General features: G+C 69.1%; 11 protein-coding genes. 3 read left to right on the plus strand and 8 right to left on the minus strand.

Annotated elements, in window-relative coordinates:
* Window positions 1-13: 13 nt before the first annotated feature.
* The 7 genes from ACEXQC_RS15440 to ACEXQC_RS15470 form a co-directional block, all read right to left on the minus strand.
* The gene (locus ACEXQC_RS15440; RefSeq protein WP_374824258.1) at window positions 14-1,096 is read right to left on the minus strand and encodes an ABC transporter permease; all 1,083 of its coding nucleotides are present in this window, start codon (window positions 1,094-1,096) and stop codon (window positions 14-16) included.
* A complete protein-coding gene (locus ACEXQC_RS15445) occupies window positions 1,093-2,625 on the minus strand; it encodes a sugar ABC transporter ATP-binding protein (RefSeq protein WP_374824261.1) in 1,533 nt (510 codons plus the stop codon). Before ACEXQC_RS15445 ends, ACEXQC_RS15440 begins: the two co-directional genes overlap by 4 nt.
* Window positions 2,626-2,629: 4 nt before the next feature.
* The gene (locus ACEXQC_RS15450) at window positions 2,630-3,829 is read right to left on the minus strand and encodes a hypothetical protein (RefSeq protein WP_374824264.1); all 1,200 of its coding nucleotides are present in this window, start codon (window positions 3,827-3,829) and stop codon (window positions 2,630-2,632) included.
* 66 nt (window positions 3,830-3,895) lie between these two features.
* On the minus strand, window positions 3,896-5,086 hold the full coding sequence (locus ACEXQC_RS15455) for a sugar ABC transporter substrate-binding protein (protein WP_374824267.1): 1,191 nt from the start codon (window positions 5,084-5,086) through the stop codon (window positions 3,896-3,898).
* A 152-nt stretch (window positions 5,087-5,238) separates the two neighbouring features.
* A complete protein-coding gene (locus ACEXQC_RS15460; RefSeq protein WP_374824270.1) occupies window positions 5,239-7,194 on the minus strand; it encodes a hydantoinase B/oxoprolinase family protein in 1,956 nt (651 codons plus the stop codon).
* The gene (locus ACEXQC_RS15465; protein WP_374824273.1) at window positions 7,191-9,227 is read right to left on the minus strand and encodes a hydantoinase/oxoprolinase family protein; all 2,037 of its coding nucleotides are present in this window, start codon (window positions 9,225-9,227) and stop codon (window positions 7,191-7,193) included. The genes ACEXQC_RS15460 and ACEXQC_RS15465 overlap by 4 nt, the downstream gene beginning before the upstream one ends.
* On the minus strand, window positions 9,224-9,457 hold the full coding sequence (locus ACEXQC_RS15470) for a hypothetical protein (protein WP_374824276.1): 234 nt from the start codon (window positions 9,455-9,457) through the stop codon (window positions 9,224-9,226). The genes ACEXQC_RS15465 and ACEXQC_RS15470 overlap by 4 nt, the downstream gene beginning before the upstream one ends.
* Window positions 9,458-9,597: 140 nt before the next feature.
* Between ACEXQC_RS15470 and ACEXQC_RS15475 the strand changes: the two genes are divergently transcribed.
* Window positions 9,598-10,425 carry an SDR family NAD(P)-dependent oxidoreductase gene (locus ACEXQC_RS15475; protein ID WP_374824279.1) on the plus strand — a complete coding sequence of 276 codons (828 nt, stop codon included), beginning with the start codon at window positions 9,598-9,600 and terminating at the stop codon, window positions 10,423-10,425.
* A gap of 10 nt (window positions 10,426-10,435) precedes the next feature.
* Here ACEXQC_RS15475 and ACEXQC_RS15480 read toward each other — a convergent pair whose 3' ends face one another.
* Complete coding sequence (locus tag ACEXQC_RS15480) at window positions 10,436-11,557, minus strand: flavin reductase (protein WP_374824282.1); 1,122 nt, start codon at window positions 11,555-11,557, stop codon at window positions 10,436-10,438.
* Between the two features lie 140 nt (window positions 11,558-11,697).
* Between ACEXQC_RS15480 and ACEXQC_RS15485 the strand changes: the two genes are divergently transcribed.
* Both ACEXQC_RS15485 and ACEXQC_RS15490 read left to right on the plus strand, forming a co-directional pair.
* A complete protein-coding gene (locus ACEXQC_RS15485; protein WP_374824285.1) occupies window positions 11,698-12,096 on the plus strand; it encodes a cupin domain-containing protein in 399 nt (132 codons plus the stop codon).
* Entirely contained in the window at window positions 12,093-13,664 is a 1,572-nt protein-coding gene (locus ACEXQC_RS15490) for an FAD-binding oxidoreductase (RefSeq protein ID WP_374824288.1), read from the plus strand. The genes ACEXQC_RS15485 and ACEXQC_RS15490 overlap by 4 nt, the downstream gene beginning before the upstream one ends.
* Window positions 13,665-13,674: the final 10 nt, after the last annotated feature.

Consider the following 13,674-nt stretch of genomic DNA (forward strand, 5'->3'; position numbering starts at 1 on the left):
TTCTTCGTGCGCGCTACTTGCCGCGTCCGAACCTCGGGGTCGCCCGCTTGATGGCACTGCCGCGCTTCGCGGTGCGCTCCCAGCGGGAGAGGCCGACGGCCGCGAGCAGGGCCACACCGTTGAACAGGTCGCTCACCCAGTTCTGAGCGCCGAGCAGCTGCAGACCCTTGATGCCCACCGCGAGCACGTACACCGAGATCACGGTGCCCCACACGTTGAACCGGCCACCCTTGAACTGGGTCGATCCGAGGAACACCGCGGTGAGGGCGGGCAGCAGCAGGCCTGGGCCCACCGTGGGGTCGCCCGCGTTGATGCGCGAGGCGAGCAGCACACCGGCGAGGGCGGCGATGATGCCGCCGGCCACGAGCGAGGCGATCTGCAGTCGGCCCACGTTGACGCCGGAGAGCCGGGCGCCGTCGGGGTTGTAGCCCGCCGCGTACATGCGACGGCCCACGGGGGTGCGCTCGAGCACGTACCAGACGATGAACGCGACCAGCAGCATGATGAACACGGGGTTGGTGATCTTGAAGTTCGGGTTGTCGGCCGCGAGCGGCAGACCGCCCGTGGCGAACAGCCGGAAGCCGTCTTCGAGGCCGATGATCTGGCGGTTCTCGGAGAGGAACGCGAGCCCAGCGAGCAGTATCGAGCTCATGCCGAGGGTGGCGATGAACGAGTCGATCTTGCCCTTGGTGATGATGAGGCCCGAGACCAGTCCGATGAACGCGCCGATGAGGATGGCCACGGGGATGGCGATGCCCCACGGCATGTCGAGCTTGGCCTGCAGCACCGCCACGAGGATGACGGAGAAGCCGACCTCCGCACCGATCGCCAGGTTGAACACGCCGTTGACGAGCGGGATCAGCACCGCGATGGCTGCGAGCACCGTGATGGACTGCGCGTCGAGCAGCACGAGCCACGTGCCGGGGGTGAGGAAGGTGCGCGGGGTGATGATCGCGAAGATCACGAACAGCACCACGAAGATGTAGATCGCGCTGATGTTGCGGAACGAGAGCGCCGCGAGCACACCGCTCGGCTTGGCCGGCTGCCGTTCGGCGACCGCCGGGTCGACTGTCTGGATACCCTCGGTCTTCTTCACAGTTCGTCCTCGCTCTTCAGTCCATAGCCTTCGATGACGAGCTGCGTCTCGGTCAGCTCGTCGCCCGCCAGTTCGGCGGCGATCCTTCCCTCGCGGAGCACGAGCACGCGGTCGCACAGCCGCACGAGCTCCTTCGCCTCCGAGGAGCAGACGAGCACAGCGGTGCCGGCCGAGGCCGCCCCGTCGATGGCGTCGTAGATGGCCTGCTTGGCGCCGATGTCGACACCCTGCGTCGGCTCCTCGAGCAGCAGCAGCTGCGGCCGGTTGCGCAACCACTTCGCGAACACGATCTTCTGCTGGTTGCCGCCCGAGAACTGGGCGAACACCTGCTCGGCGCGCGGCGGCTTCACGTCGTAGTCGCGCATGAGAGCTGCGGCGTGCTCGCGCTCCCGCTTGAGGTTGATCGACCCCGAGGCGCCCGTGAGCGACTTGAGCTCGGGCAGCGTCACGTTCTCGCGTGCCGTCATGGGCCGCACCGAGCCGAGCTTCGCCCGGTCGCCTGGCACGAAGGCGGTGCCCCGGCGGATGCTCTCGCTCGGCGACCGCTTGAGGTAGGGCTTGCCCGCGAGCGTGAACCCGTCGACGTCGGCGTCGATCGATCCGTAGATCATCGCCGGCAGAGCCTCGCGGCCCGAGCCCAGCACGCCGGCCACGCCGACCACCTCGCCCGCCCGCACCTGCAGGTCGATCCCCTGCAGGATCTCCCCCGTCAGCCCCCGGATGTCGAGCACGACCTCGCCGGCGTTCCGCGCGTTCTCGCCGTGCTCCGCCTCGCCGGCCGGGATGCCCGTGACGTAGGAGACGAGCTGGTCGTGATCGAGCGAGGAGCGCTCCTGATCGGCGACCTTGCGGCCGTCGCGCAGCACCACCACACGATCCGCGAGGTCGAGCACCTCGTCGAGCCGGTGCGAGATGAAGATGACCCCCGCGCCATCGGCGGCGAGCTTCTTGACCGCGTCGAAGAGCACCCGCACCTCGGTGGCGTGCAGCGCCTCGGTGGGCTCATCGAGGATGAGCACGTTGCGGGGGTGCTGCCACCCGTCGAGCGCCCGGGCGATGCCGATGATCGAGCGCTGGGCGGGGGCGAGCTTGGAGATGGGGATGTCCACGTCGAACGGCTCGCCGAAGCGGCCGATGAGCTCGAGGGCCTTCGCCCGCTCCTTCCTGCGGTTGAACGGGGCGAACGATGAGGCGCCGTGGTAGTGCGTGATGCCGAGGTTCTCGATGCCCGTCAGTTCGTTGGCGAGGCCGAGATCCTGGTGGATGATGTGCAGCTCCGTGTCGAAGCCGTCCTCGGAGGACAGCTCCACCGTGCCTCCGTCGGAGGTGTACACGCCCGCGAGGATCTTCACGAGCGTGGACTTGCCGGAGCCGTTGTGACCCACCACCGCCACCACCTCACCGCTCGCCACATCGAGCGAGACGGAGTCGAGGGCCCGGTTCCCCGGGAAGTCCTTCACCATCCCCTCGATGCGGAGCAGCGGCGAAGCGGTGCGCGGATCGGCCGTCGTCGGCGTCTCGATGGTCATCGGATCACTTGCCCCAGAGCGTCAGGAACTCGTCCTCGAAGCCCTCGAGCGCCACGTAGCCCGCGGGCGTGAGGTACTGGTCGGCGTTGCGGACGGTCACGATGTGCGAGACGGCCTTGGCCGCGGAGTCCCAGTCGCCGTCGAGGTAGGGCACCTCCATGCCCTGCATGGTGCGGAGGCCCTCATCCACCTGGAGCCACATGAACATGTTGAAGTCCACGACGTAGCCGGCCACCTCGGTGCCGTCGGCGATCTGCTGGATGTTCTGCGGCAGCGACGACTGGCCCACGCCGTAGGCGTTGGTGAGACCGGCCAGCTGGGCCTTCTCGTCGAGGCCGATCTGGTACTGGTCGGCGAGGGTGATGAAGAACTCGGTCTGCGGGTTGGCCTGCAGGTCGCTCACGATCTTGTCGGCGGGGCTCGGGTCGGAGATGGAGATGTCGACGATGCGCAGCGTGCACTCGGGGCACAGCTCGGCGAGAGCGGCGGGCACGGCCTCGTTCTGGATCTCGGAGGCCGGGATCTCGGGGATGGAGTACATCACGAACTCGGTCGCGGTGCCGCAGGTGAGCGAGATGGCCGCGTTGGCGAGCACCTTGCTGTTGACCTCGATGCTGCCGGCGCCGCCGAGCGAGTCCTTGAGCCCGAACTCCTCGGCGTTGAGCTGACCGCCGTAGACGATGGCGGCGCCCTGCTCCTTGAGCTGCTCGAGCTGGTCCTGGAAGAAGCGCGCGTCGACCGACTGGTCGAAGACGATGTCGGGCTTGAGCTCCACCACCGAGTTGAGCGCCGAGTTGATGCTCTGCGCGTCGGTGCCGGTGTCGACATTGACGAACTTGATGCCGGCGGCCTCGGAAGCTGCCTGCAGACCGGCCTGGAAGAGACCGGCCACGGGGGTGCCGTTGTTGAGGTAGACGGCGGTGGTGTTCGGATCGATCGGCTCGTCGAGCGGCTCGGTGGCGAGGATCTTCTCGTTGGGCACCTCGAAGCTCGCCACGACCTCGTCGGCGGCCTCGAGGTCGATGCCCTCGGCGGGCCCTGAGGCGCACGAACCGTCCTCGGCCACGTAGGTGAGCTCGACCTCGCCTCCCCCGGTGTCACCCCCTCCCGTGTCGCCGCCCCCGGCGGAGCAGCCCGCAGCCAGGAGGGAGATGGATCCGAGCACGGCTGCGGCTCGGAGGGCGTTGGTGATGCGTCGTTGCATGTGAGTGATCCCTTTCAGGGTGACAGCGGTGTCGGGAAGAGGAGGACCGGTGGGAGGGTTGACCCCCTACTTGCCCCAGAGGGTCTTGAAGTCGGATTCCATGTCGGGGTACGCCACGAAGCCGTCGAGGTACTCGGAGGCGTTGGCCGGGGTGAGCACCATCGAGATCGACCGGTTCACGGCCTCCCAGTCGGAGTACGGCTCGTAGACGCCCTGCACCTTGCGGAACGCCTCGTCGAGCGTGAGCCACATGTACATGTTGAGGTCCACCGCGAAACCGGCCGACTGCAGCCCGTCGGCGAGCTGCTGGATGTTCGGCGGAAGAGAGGACTGACCGAAGCCGTAGGCGTTCGTGAGCCCGGCGAGCTGGGCCTTGTCGGCGAGACCCACCTGGTACTGGTCGGCCGGCGTGATGAAGTAGTCGGTCTCGGGGTGCGACTGCAGGTCGCTCACGATCTTGTCGGCGGGGCTGGCATCCGCGATCGAGATGTCGACCACCCGGAGGTTGCAGTCTGCGCACAGCTCGGCCAGGTACTCCTGGGTGGACTCGAGCTGGATGGCCGAGAAGCCGAGCTCGGGGATGTTGTAGAAGACGAACTCGTCACCGGTCCCGCACGTGAAGGCCACGGCGCCGGCGGCCAGCACACGGCCGTTGACGAGCGATCCGTTGTAGCCGCCGAGCGAGTCGTCGAGGCCGAAGTCGTCGGCGTTGGGCTGCGAGGAGTACACCACGGCCACGCCGTTCTCCTCGAGCTGCGCGAGCTGCTCCTGGTAGAACGTGGCGTCGATCGCCACCGAGATCACGGCATCCGGATCGAGCTCGACCACGGTGTTCAGGGCGGTGTTGATGCTCTGCGCGTCGGTGCCGGTGCTCACGTTCACGAGGTTGATGCCGGCGGCCTCGGCGGCGAGCTGCATGGAGGAGTACATGATGCCGGCGACGGCGGTGTCGTTGTTGAGGAAGGCCACGGTGGTGTCGGCGGTCACGGGCTCCGGCAGCGCCTCGGTCTGCAGCAGGGTGGTCGACGGCTCCTGGAACGACTTGACGAGCTCGTTGGCGGTGTCGTAGTCCACGCCCTCGGCGGGGCCCGACTCGCACTCGCCGTCGGCGGTCTGGTAGGTGAGGGCGGCTTCGTCGCCGGATCCCCCGCCGTCGCCGCCGTCGCTCGTGCCGCCCGCGGAGCACCCGGTGGCGAGGAGGGAGAGGGCGGCGAGCACGGCTGCGGTGCGCAGCGTCGCAATGGTGCGTGTGTGCATGTGATTGCTCACTTTCTAGTGACGTCATTGTCATAGCGTCGGACAATAATTGTCGGACAATGGGGTAATCATACACTCGCGGTGCACGAACACCAGGGGCATTTTGCGGTTGTTGTAAACCCGTGCTTTACGCTTCGTCGGGCCCTCGGCGATCAGGCCCGCAGGCGCCCGCGCAGGGCTGCGGTGGCCTCGAGATCGAGCACGAGGCCCTCGGGATCCTCGTGCGGGTCGCCCGAGACGACCACGCCGTACAGCCTCGCTGCGCCCTCGATGGTCACGTACTCGTCGCGCACGTCGACGAGCACGCGCTCCGGCTCGCGGTCGAGCGGGTCGCCCCACCCGCCGGCGCCGTTCGTGATGTAGCGGAGCACCGACTGCTCCGCACTCGTGTTGGCGTTCGCGAACGGATAGACGTACTCGCCCGTGGGCGACGGCCCGTTCGAGGTGGGATCGATCACGCCGGCCCACGCCGTGCCTGCACCGAAGGAGTCGCGCCCCGTGCCTGGCACCACCGCGTGGCCCGCGGCGTCGGGCGGGTAGATCCACACCCCGCCGTTCACACCGCCCCCGCCGCCGTGCACCCCGAAACCGGTGACCGTCTTGTGCCTGAGCTCGATGATCGAGTGGGCGGCATCCGTGAGCCACAGGGTGTCGCGCAGCATGGCGTTGCCGCCGCGGTTGAGGCCGGGGCCCGCGGTGTCGGCCACGGGCTCGTGCCGCAGCATCACCACGGGGCTGCCCTTCTCGATCGCCTCGACCGAGGGCGCCACCCCGTTGGCGAGGTACGACATGCACTGCGTGTCGGCGTCGCCGTGCCGGTTGGCGCCGAACGGCCCGATCTCGCCGCCGCACTGCATCGCGGAGACCCAGGGGGTGCCATCCGGATGCGCTCCGAACGCGGTGTGCAGGTTGGTGCCGGCGCGGTCGCCCGCGATCGCCCGCTCGCCCAGCGCCTTCTCGAGCGCGATGAGCACGGTGGCGAGGATGACCTGGCTCTGCTCGAAGTAGAGGAACACCGCGCCGTCGGGCGGCAGGGCCGACACCACGGTGCCCTCGGGGATGACGATGTCGATGTTGCGGAAGAGCCCGGAGTTGAAGCGGCCGCGCGGATCGAAGTTGTACTTGAGGGCCACACCAATGGCGGTCTTGACCTCCCACACCGTGGCGTTGATGGAGGTGCGGGCCTGCCGGTGGGTGCCCGAGAAGTCCACCTCGATGCGGTCGCCGCGCTTGCGGATGGCCACGTGCACGGGGTAGCCCTCGGTGTCGTCGATCCCGTCGCAGTCCACGCCGTGCTCGGCCTCCCAGTCGCCGTCCGGCAGCTCGGCCATGCCCACCGCCATGCGCTCGGCCGCCACGTCGGTGGCATAGCGCATGGCGCCGTGGAACGCCGCGAGGCCGTAGCGCTCGATCGACTCGAGCACGAGCCGCTCGCCGAGCTCGAGGCTCGAGCAGACCGTCTTCATGTCGGGGTGGAGCACCTCGGCCATGCGCACGTTGTCGAAGATCACGCTCCACGTCTCCTGCACGTTCACACCCTGGCTCACGAGCAGTCGGGGCGAGAGCACGAGGCCGTTCTCGAACACGTTCTGCTTGGTGGCGCTGAAGCCGCCGGGCACCGTGCCGCCCATGTCGAGCTGGTGGGCATTGAGGGTCACGAACGCCACGATCGCGCCGTCGACGAACACGGGCCGGGTGAAGACGAGGTCGTTGTTGTGGTTGCCGGTGCGGTACGGGTCGTTGGCGATGAGCACGTCGCCCGGGTGCAGCCGCTCGGCGCCGTACTCCCCCACCATGGTGGGCACGGCGTCGATCGTGGTGCCCGCCATGAGCACGATGCCGTTCGATGCCGCGGGCACCGGGTAGCCGAGCTCCGCGGGGCCCGCCACGGTGCAGGCGAGGTCGTAGAAGTCGCGCAGCACGGGTGAGAACGCACCCGTGAGGAGGCGCGCGCTCATATGCTCCACGAGGTAGTCGAAGCGGTTGCCGAGCACGGTGGCGGTGTAGCGGTCGCAGTCGTAGTGCTCGCGGAACGCGGTCTCGTCGAGATCGCGGATGAGCGCTGCGGTCCTGGCTGTGGTGGTGATGGTGGTGGTGGTGGCGGTCATGATGCACTCCCGGAGGTGATGACGAGCTCGCCGCAGCGGCCCACGACGGCGGATTGCCCCTGCGCCACGAAGGTGGTGCTGAGCTCTTCCCGGATGACGGCGGGACCGGTGACGGTGGCACCCACCTCGAGGGCTGTGCGGCTGAACCACTCCGCCTCCACGGGCTCCCCGGTCAGGTGCGTCAAGGTGAGCGTGCCCTGCGGCGAGGCGGGGAACGGATCTCGGGCCTCGGCCGGGGTGTAGTCGATCTTCTCCGACGGCACCACGAGCTCCACCCGGTAGGTCACGCCCTCCACCGGGAAGGCGTCGAAGCGGTTGCCGTTGCGGGCCTCGTAGGTGTCGTGGAATCCCGCCACCACGGCGCCGATGCTCTCGGCCGTGATGGGCCCAGCGGGGATCTGCACGAACGGCGTCTCCCAGCTCTGGCCCACCAGTCGCCCGTCGAAGCTCCGGCGAACGGGCAGCCCGTCGGCCGCCTCGCCCAGTCGCTCACGGAGGCGAGCCTCCATGCGCGAGTACACGGCGTCGATGCCCTCGGCGCTCTCGGGGCCGAAGACCACGTAGGCGCTCTCGGCCTCGTAGTAGACCTGATCGGCCGAGAGCAGTCCGATGGCCGAGAACAGGCCGGGGTGGGGAGGGATGACCACGTCCTTGAGCGGCAGCAGCTCGAGCGCCGACGGCAGCAGCATGCCGCCCGCCGCGCCGTAGGCCATGAGGCTGAAGTCGCGGATGTCGACACCGTGCCGCACGGCCACGTTGAGGATCTCCTCGGCCATGTGCGCCACCGCGAGCCGGTAGGCCGTGCGCACCCGCTCGTCGAACGGCACCGGGGTGTCGAGCGACTCGAACGCCCGCCGCGCGGCCTCCCTGTCGAGCTCGAACTCGCCGCCCGCGAACCCGGCGGGGTCGAGGATGCCGATGAGCAGCGCCGCATCCGTGACGGTCGGCTGCGTGCCGCCGCGCCCGTAGCAGGCCGGGCCGGGCTCCGCGCCCGCGCTGCCGGGGCCCACGAGGATGCCGCCGGAGGAGGAGACCGTCACGAGACTGCCGCCGCCCGCGCCCACGCTCGACACCTCGGTGGAGAGCGCGTTGATGATGAGGTCGTGCTCGATCTCGAAGGTGTTCTGCACGAAGGGTGCGCCGCCCACGATGATCGAGACGTCGGTGGAGGTGCCGCCCACGTCGGCGCAGAGCAGGTCGGGCCGCCCGATGGCGGCTCCGAGGTGGCCGCTCGAGACCGTGCCGGCGGCGGGACCGGCGAACAGGATGCGGAAGGGGCGCTCGAGCGCCTCCTGCCACGGCAGCAGGTTGGCCGCGCAGTCGGCGAAGTTGAGCTGACCGTGGAAGCCGAGGTCGCCGAGCCCGGTGTGCAGCTGCTCGGAGTACTCGCTGAAGAGGAGCTTCATGACCACGTCGATCACGGTCGTCGAGGCCCGCTCGTACTCCTTGGCGAGCGGCGAGGTGGCCGACGAGATCGACACCTCCACCTCGTGGCCGAGCACCTCGCGCACGAGCTCGCGCAGGCGCACCTCGTGCGAGTCGTCGACGTACGCGTTGAGCAGGCAGATGGCCACGCCGTCCACGTCGAGACGGCCGAGGATCTCGAGCTCGTGCCTGGCCTGCGTCTCGTCGAGCGGAATGAGGGTGCCGCCATCCGCGGTCTTGCGCTCCACGATGCCGCGCCGCAGGTAGCGGGGCACGAGCGGGCGGGCCGCGTCGCCGAAGCTCCGGCGCCACGACGGATCGGTCTGCGCGCTCAACGGGCGGTGCACGGATCCGCGATCGAGCACGTCGCGGAAGCCCTCGGTGGTGAGGAACGCCACCTTCGGCAGCCGGCGCTCGAGCACGGCGTTGAGGCCCATGGTGCTCGCGTGGTTGAACACCGCGCTGCCCTCCACGCCGAGACGGCGCGCGCCCTCGACCACCGAGCCGGCGGGGTCGCTGCGCCCGCTCGGCACCTTCGTGACCGTCACCCTGCCGTCGCGGATGGCGACGACGTCGGTGAACGTGCCCCCCACGTCGACGCCGATCATGCGGCGCCTCCCACCGTGGTGCCGAGCGGCACGAACGAACCGAGGGCGGGTGCCGGCGTGCGCTCGAGCGAGGCGAGGCAGTCCTGGCACTTCACGACCGTCCACCACCCGCCCTCGCTGAGTGCTCGATAGCGCTTGATGTCGGAGCCGCCGCACTCGGGGCAGGTCGCCTCGACGGGTTCGCGCTCGACCGACAGGCGTTCTGATCGGGGTCGGGGAAAGGTGTGCACGTCGATCTCTCCTTCGAAATCTGCGGATGCGGTGGCGGTGCGCTCATGCCGCATCTACCATCGGCCTCATTGTTGTACGACAATCAGACATATTGCAACCGGCGGACGACGGTGTCGGCCGGAACGACCAGGAGGCGACGATGCCGAACCACGAACAGACCCCACCCATCCGTGTCGGGACCACCGAGGTCGAGACCTACGGCGCCCATCGCTTCGGCGAGCGCATCGCCGTCGTCACGGGCGCCGCCTCGGGCATCGGCCGAGCCGTGGTGGAGCGCCTCGTGGCCGAGGGCGCCGTGGTCTACGCGCTCGACCGCTCCACCGAGGCGCTCGAGGCCGTGTGGGCGGGCGTCGCCGAGGTCACGCCCCTCGGCGTCGACGTGGGCGACAGCGCGCAGGTGAACGCGGCCTTCGCGCAGGTCGAGGCCGAGCACGGCAGACTCGATGTGCTCGTGACGGCGGCGGGCATCTCGGATGCGCCGTGGCGGCTGACCGAGATGAACAGCGACCCGGATCCGGCCACGATCGACGACGAGGCCTGGGACCTGGTGATCCGGGTCAACCTCACCGGCACGTTCTACTGCGTGCGCGCCGCCCTGCCCCTGCTGCGCCGCAACGGACCCCGAGGAGGCGCCGTCGTGACGATCTCGAGCGTAGGGGCGCTCGCTCCATATCCGCTCGCCGCCGCCTACCCCGCCTCGAAGGCGGGCGTGCTCGGCATGACCCGGGCCATCGCCGCCCTCGTGGGGGTGGAGAACATCCGCATCAACGCCGTGGCACCGGCGGCCACGCAGACGGCGATGCTGCCGGAGGACGAGGAACTGCTCGCCTCGATGGTGAAGCTGCAGCCGATCCCGCGCGTGGTGCCGCCCTCCGAGATGGCGGCCACGATCGTCTACCTGTGCAGCGACGAGGCGCAGTTCATCACGGGCCAGACCGTCAACTCCAACGGCGGCATGGTCATGTGACGGACGGCCCTCAGGCGAGCGTGCGCATCTCCTGCGGGCGGCGGTTGTGGGCGGCGAGGGTGCGCAGCACGAGCTCGACGTCGCCGCTCTCGTAGCCCTCCACGATCGCCTTGTGGTCGTCGTGCAGCACGGCCGTGGCCTTCGTGGACGGCTTGATCGAGCGGCGCTCGAGGGCGGGCAGCTGCAGGCCCTTGTAGGTCTCGGTGAGGATGACGCTGCCGGCGAGCCCCACGAGGTACTCGTGGAAGTCGGCGTTCGCCTTGATCCAGCCCTTGGGGTCGCTGAACTGCTCGTCGACGCTGAACGAGAGGGTCTCCTGGAGCAGACGGTGCAGCTCGGCGAGCTGATCCTCCTGCACGGAGCCCACGGTCTGCGCGGCGGCACCCACCTCGATGGCGAGTTTGGCGGCGTAGTAGTCGTAGATGACCTCGTCGGGAACGGGCTCGACCTCGAAGGTGCCACCGGCCCGCCGCACGAGACCCTCGGCGGTGAGCGCCACGAGCGCCTGGAAGGTGCGGCCCACCTCGATGCCGAGCTCGCCCGCGATGGCCTCGGCGTCGAGCGGCACGGACTCGTCCGAGACCGACGCCACCACGTAGTCGCGCACGGCGTGCAGGGCCGCGGCATCCGGTGCCGTCTCCATGCGCCCGAACGAGCCGCGGAAGTAGGCGAGAGGGTTGCCCGGCTCGGAGGAGACGCGCACCACCCTGGCGAGGAAGACGAGGTGTGTGCCGCCGCGCACGGTCTCGTCGACCACGCACTCGAAGCGCGCGATGCTGCCGGCGATGAGCGGCACGTCGGCGTGACCGCGCTCGAAGGCGATCGAGGCGAACTTGTCGGGCGCCTTGCTCGCGAAGCGCTGGGCGATCGGCGCCGAGTCCTCGGCGAGCACGTTGACGGCGAAGGTGCCGGTCTTCACGATCGCCTGGGCGGTGGTGGAGGTGACGTTGAGGCAGATCAGGAGGCTCGGCGGCTCGTCCGAGAGCGAGCTCACGGCACTCGCGGCCGCCCCGAGGTCCTCGCCCTCGAAGTGCGTGGTGATCACGGTCACCCCGCTCGCGAATCGCCCCATGACGTCGCGGAACTCACCCTTGCTGGGTCCATCCGTGGTGGTGGTGTCGACTACGGTCATGTCTCGCCCCTTTGCGCTGACTTCGATGTGGGGCCGATGCTAGCATTTAGTTACAACACCTACAACTAGTTTGCTGGCTCGGTCGCGAGCTATAGTACTGTCTGACAATCCGAACGACGACGTTCACGGAAGCGAGCGACATGCGCATCATCTCGGGCCGATCCGGCGCCCCCTCCATCACGGCCACCGGCACCTTCACGGGTCAGGTGCTGCAGGATCCGGTCATCACCGATCGCAGCGACGTGAAGATCAACACCGTGCTGTTCACCCCGTGCTCGCGCACCTACTGGCACCACCACTCGCAGGGGCAGATCCTGCAGGTCTTCCGCGGTCGCGGCTTCGTGGCCGGCGCCGACGGGGTGCCCAGGATCATCGCCGAGGGCGACACCGTCTGGATCGAGCCGGGCGAGCGGCACTGGCACGGCGGCACCGCGGAGTCGCTGCTCGGGCACACCGCCATCACGCTCGGCGACACCGTGTGGCTCGAGGAGGTCTCCGACGAGGAGTACGCGGCTGCAGCGGAGCTGACGGCAGAGTGACCGCGCGCACCCCGACCCCCGCCACCCTCCCCGAAGCCGCGCGCGACGAGCTCATCGCCGTGGTCGGTCGCGAGAACATCCTGCTCACCGAGGAGGAGCGCGACACCTTCCGCGATCCCTACTGGCACCACGAGGACCGCACCTACGACTCCTCGGCCGTGGTCTTCCCCACGAGCGTGGAGCAGGTGCAGGAGATCGTGCGCATCGCGGGCCGCCACGAGGTGCCCGTGTGGACCTCCTCGCAGGGCCGCAACAACGGCTACGGCGGCCCGTCGCCGCGGGTGGCCGGATCGGTGCTCATCAGCCTGCGGAACATGAACCGCATCCTGCACATCGACACCGAGCTCGCCTACGCCGTGGTGGAGCCCGGCGTGCGCTGGCTCGACCTGCACGCCGCGCTGCACGAGCTCGGCGACGAGCTCATGCTGTCGGTGCCGGACATCGGCTGGGGCTCGATCATCGGCAACTCGCTCGACAACGGCATGACCTATCTGCCGCTCGGGGTCGACTTCCAGGCTCCGACGGGAATGGAGGTCGTGCTCGCCGACGGTTCGCTGCTCCGCACGGGCATGGGCGCGATCCCCGAGTCGAAGTCGTGGCACGTCTACAAGCGGGGTCTCGGACCGACGCTGGATCCGCTGTTCACGCAGTCGAACTACGGCATCGTCACGCGCATGGGTGTGTGGCTCATGCGCCGCCCGCGCGCCTACGCTCCCCTCTATCTCTCGGTGCCGCGCGACCACCAGCTGGCCCGGGCCATCGACATCATCCGGGAGCTGCGGCTAGACGGTGTCATCCGCGGAGTGCCCAACCTGCAGAACCTCATCACCATGGGCACCCAGTTCCCGGAGCACATGGGCATGTTCCCCGGTGCCGACGCCACCTGGTCGGAGGATCGTCTCGACGCCCTCGCCGACACCACGGGCATCGGCCGCTGGGGCGTGCGCACGGCGCTCTGGGGTGACGGTCCCGTGATCGACCACCACCTCTCGCGCATCCGCGAGGCCTGGTCGGCCATCGAGGGCTCGCGGATCGACGAGCTCGGGCGGTTCGGGCCCGACAACTGGCACGAGATCTCGACGTTCATGCAGAAGATCTCGGCCGGCATCCCCACCATGGAGATGATGGAGCAGATGCCCGACTGGGTGGGTCACGTGGGGTTCTCACCGATCGTGCCGCTCAAGGGCTCCGAGGTGGTGGAGGTCGTCGACCGCATCAAGGCGCGGGTGATCGAGCGCACGGGCACCAACTTCGTGTGCGCCATCTTTCCCACCAACGACCGCAGCGCCATGATCGTGAGCTCGGTGAGCTTCGACCGCACGAACGCGGCGGATGTGGCGCGCACGTTCGAGACCGTCAAGATCCTCATCGAGGAGGTCGCGGCTCTCGGCTACGGCGAGTACCGCGCGCACCTCGACTTCATGGATCTCGCCTCCGAGCAATACTCGTTCGGCGACCACGCCTACCGGCGCTTCACCCAGGCCATCAAGGACGCGGTCGACCCGAAGGGCATCCTCTCGCCCGGCCGCCACGGGGTGTGGCCGGCGAAGTACCGCGACGACGACTGACGCGCCTACC

The organism is Herbiconiux liukaitaii, assembly GCF_041927495.1.
GTDB classification, from domain to species: domain Bacteria; phylum Actinomycetota; class Actinomycetes; order Actinomycetales; family Microbacteriaceae; genus Herbiconiux; species Herbiconiux liukaitaii.

Excerpts from the sequence above, each read along its gene's own strand:
- ACEXQC_RS15445 (WP_374824261.1), bottom strand. The coding sequence starts at position 2,625 with ATGACCATCGAGACGCCGACGACGGCCGATCCGCGCACCGCTTCGCCG.
- ACEXQC_RS15450 (WP_374824264.1), bottom strand. The coding sequence starts at position 3,829 with ATGCAACGACGCATCACCAACGCCCTCCGAGCCGCAGCCGTGCTCGGA.
- ACEXQC_RS15455 (WP_374824267.1), bottom strand. The coding sequence starts at position 5,086 with ATGCACACACGCACCATTGCGACGCTGCGCACCGCAGCCGTGCTCGCC.
- ACEXQC_RS15460 (WP_374824270.1), bottom strand. The coding sequence starts at position 7,194 with ATGACCGCCACCACCACCACCATCACCACCACAGCCAGGACCGCAGCG.
- ACEXQC_RS15465 (WP_374824273.1), bottom strand. The coding sequence starts at position 9,227 with ATGATCGGCGTCGACGTGGGGGGCACGTTCACCGACGTCGTCGCCATC.
- ACEXQC_RS15475 (WP_374824279.1), top strand. The coding sequence starts at position 9,598 with ATGCCGAACCACGAACAGACCCCACCCATCCGTGTCGGGACCACCGAG.
- ACEXQC_RS15480 (WP_374824282.1), bottom strand. The coding sequence starts at position 11,557 with ATGACCGTAGTCGACACCACCACCACGGATGGACCCAGCAAGGGTGAG.
- ACEXQC_RS15485 (WP_374824285.1), top strand. The coding sequence starts at position 11,698 with ATGCGCATCATCTCGGGCCGATCCGGCGCCCCCTCCATCACGGCCACC.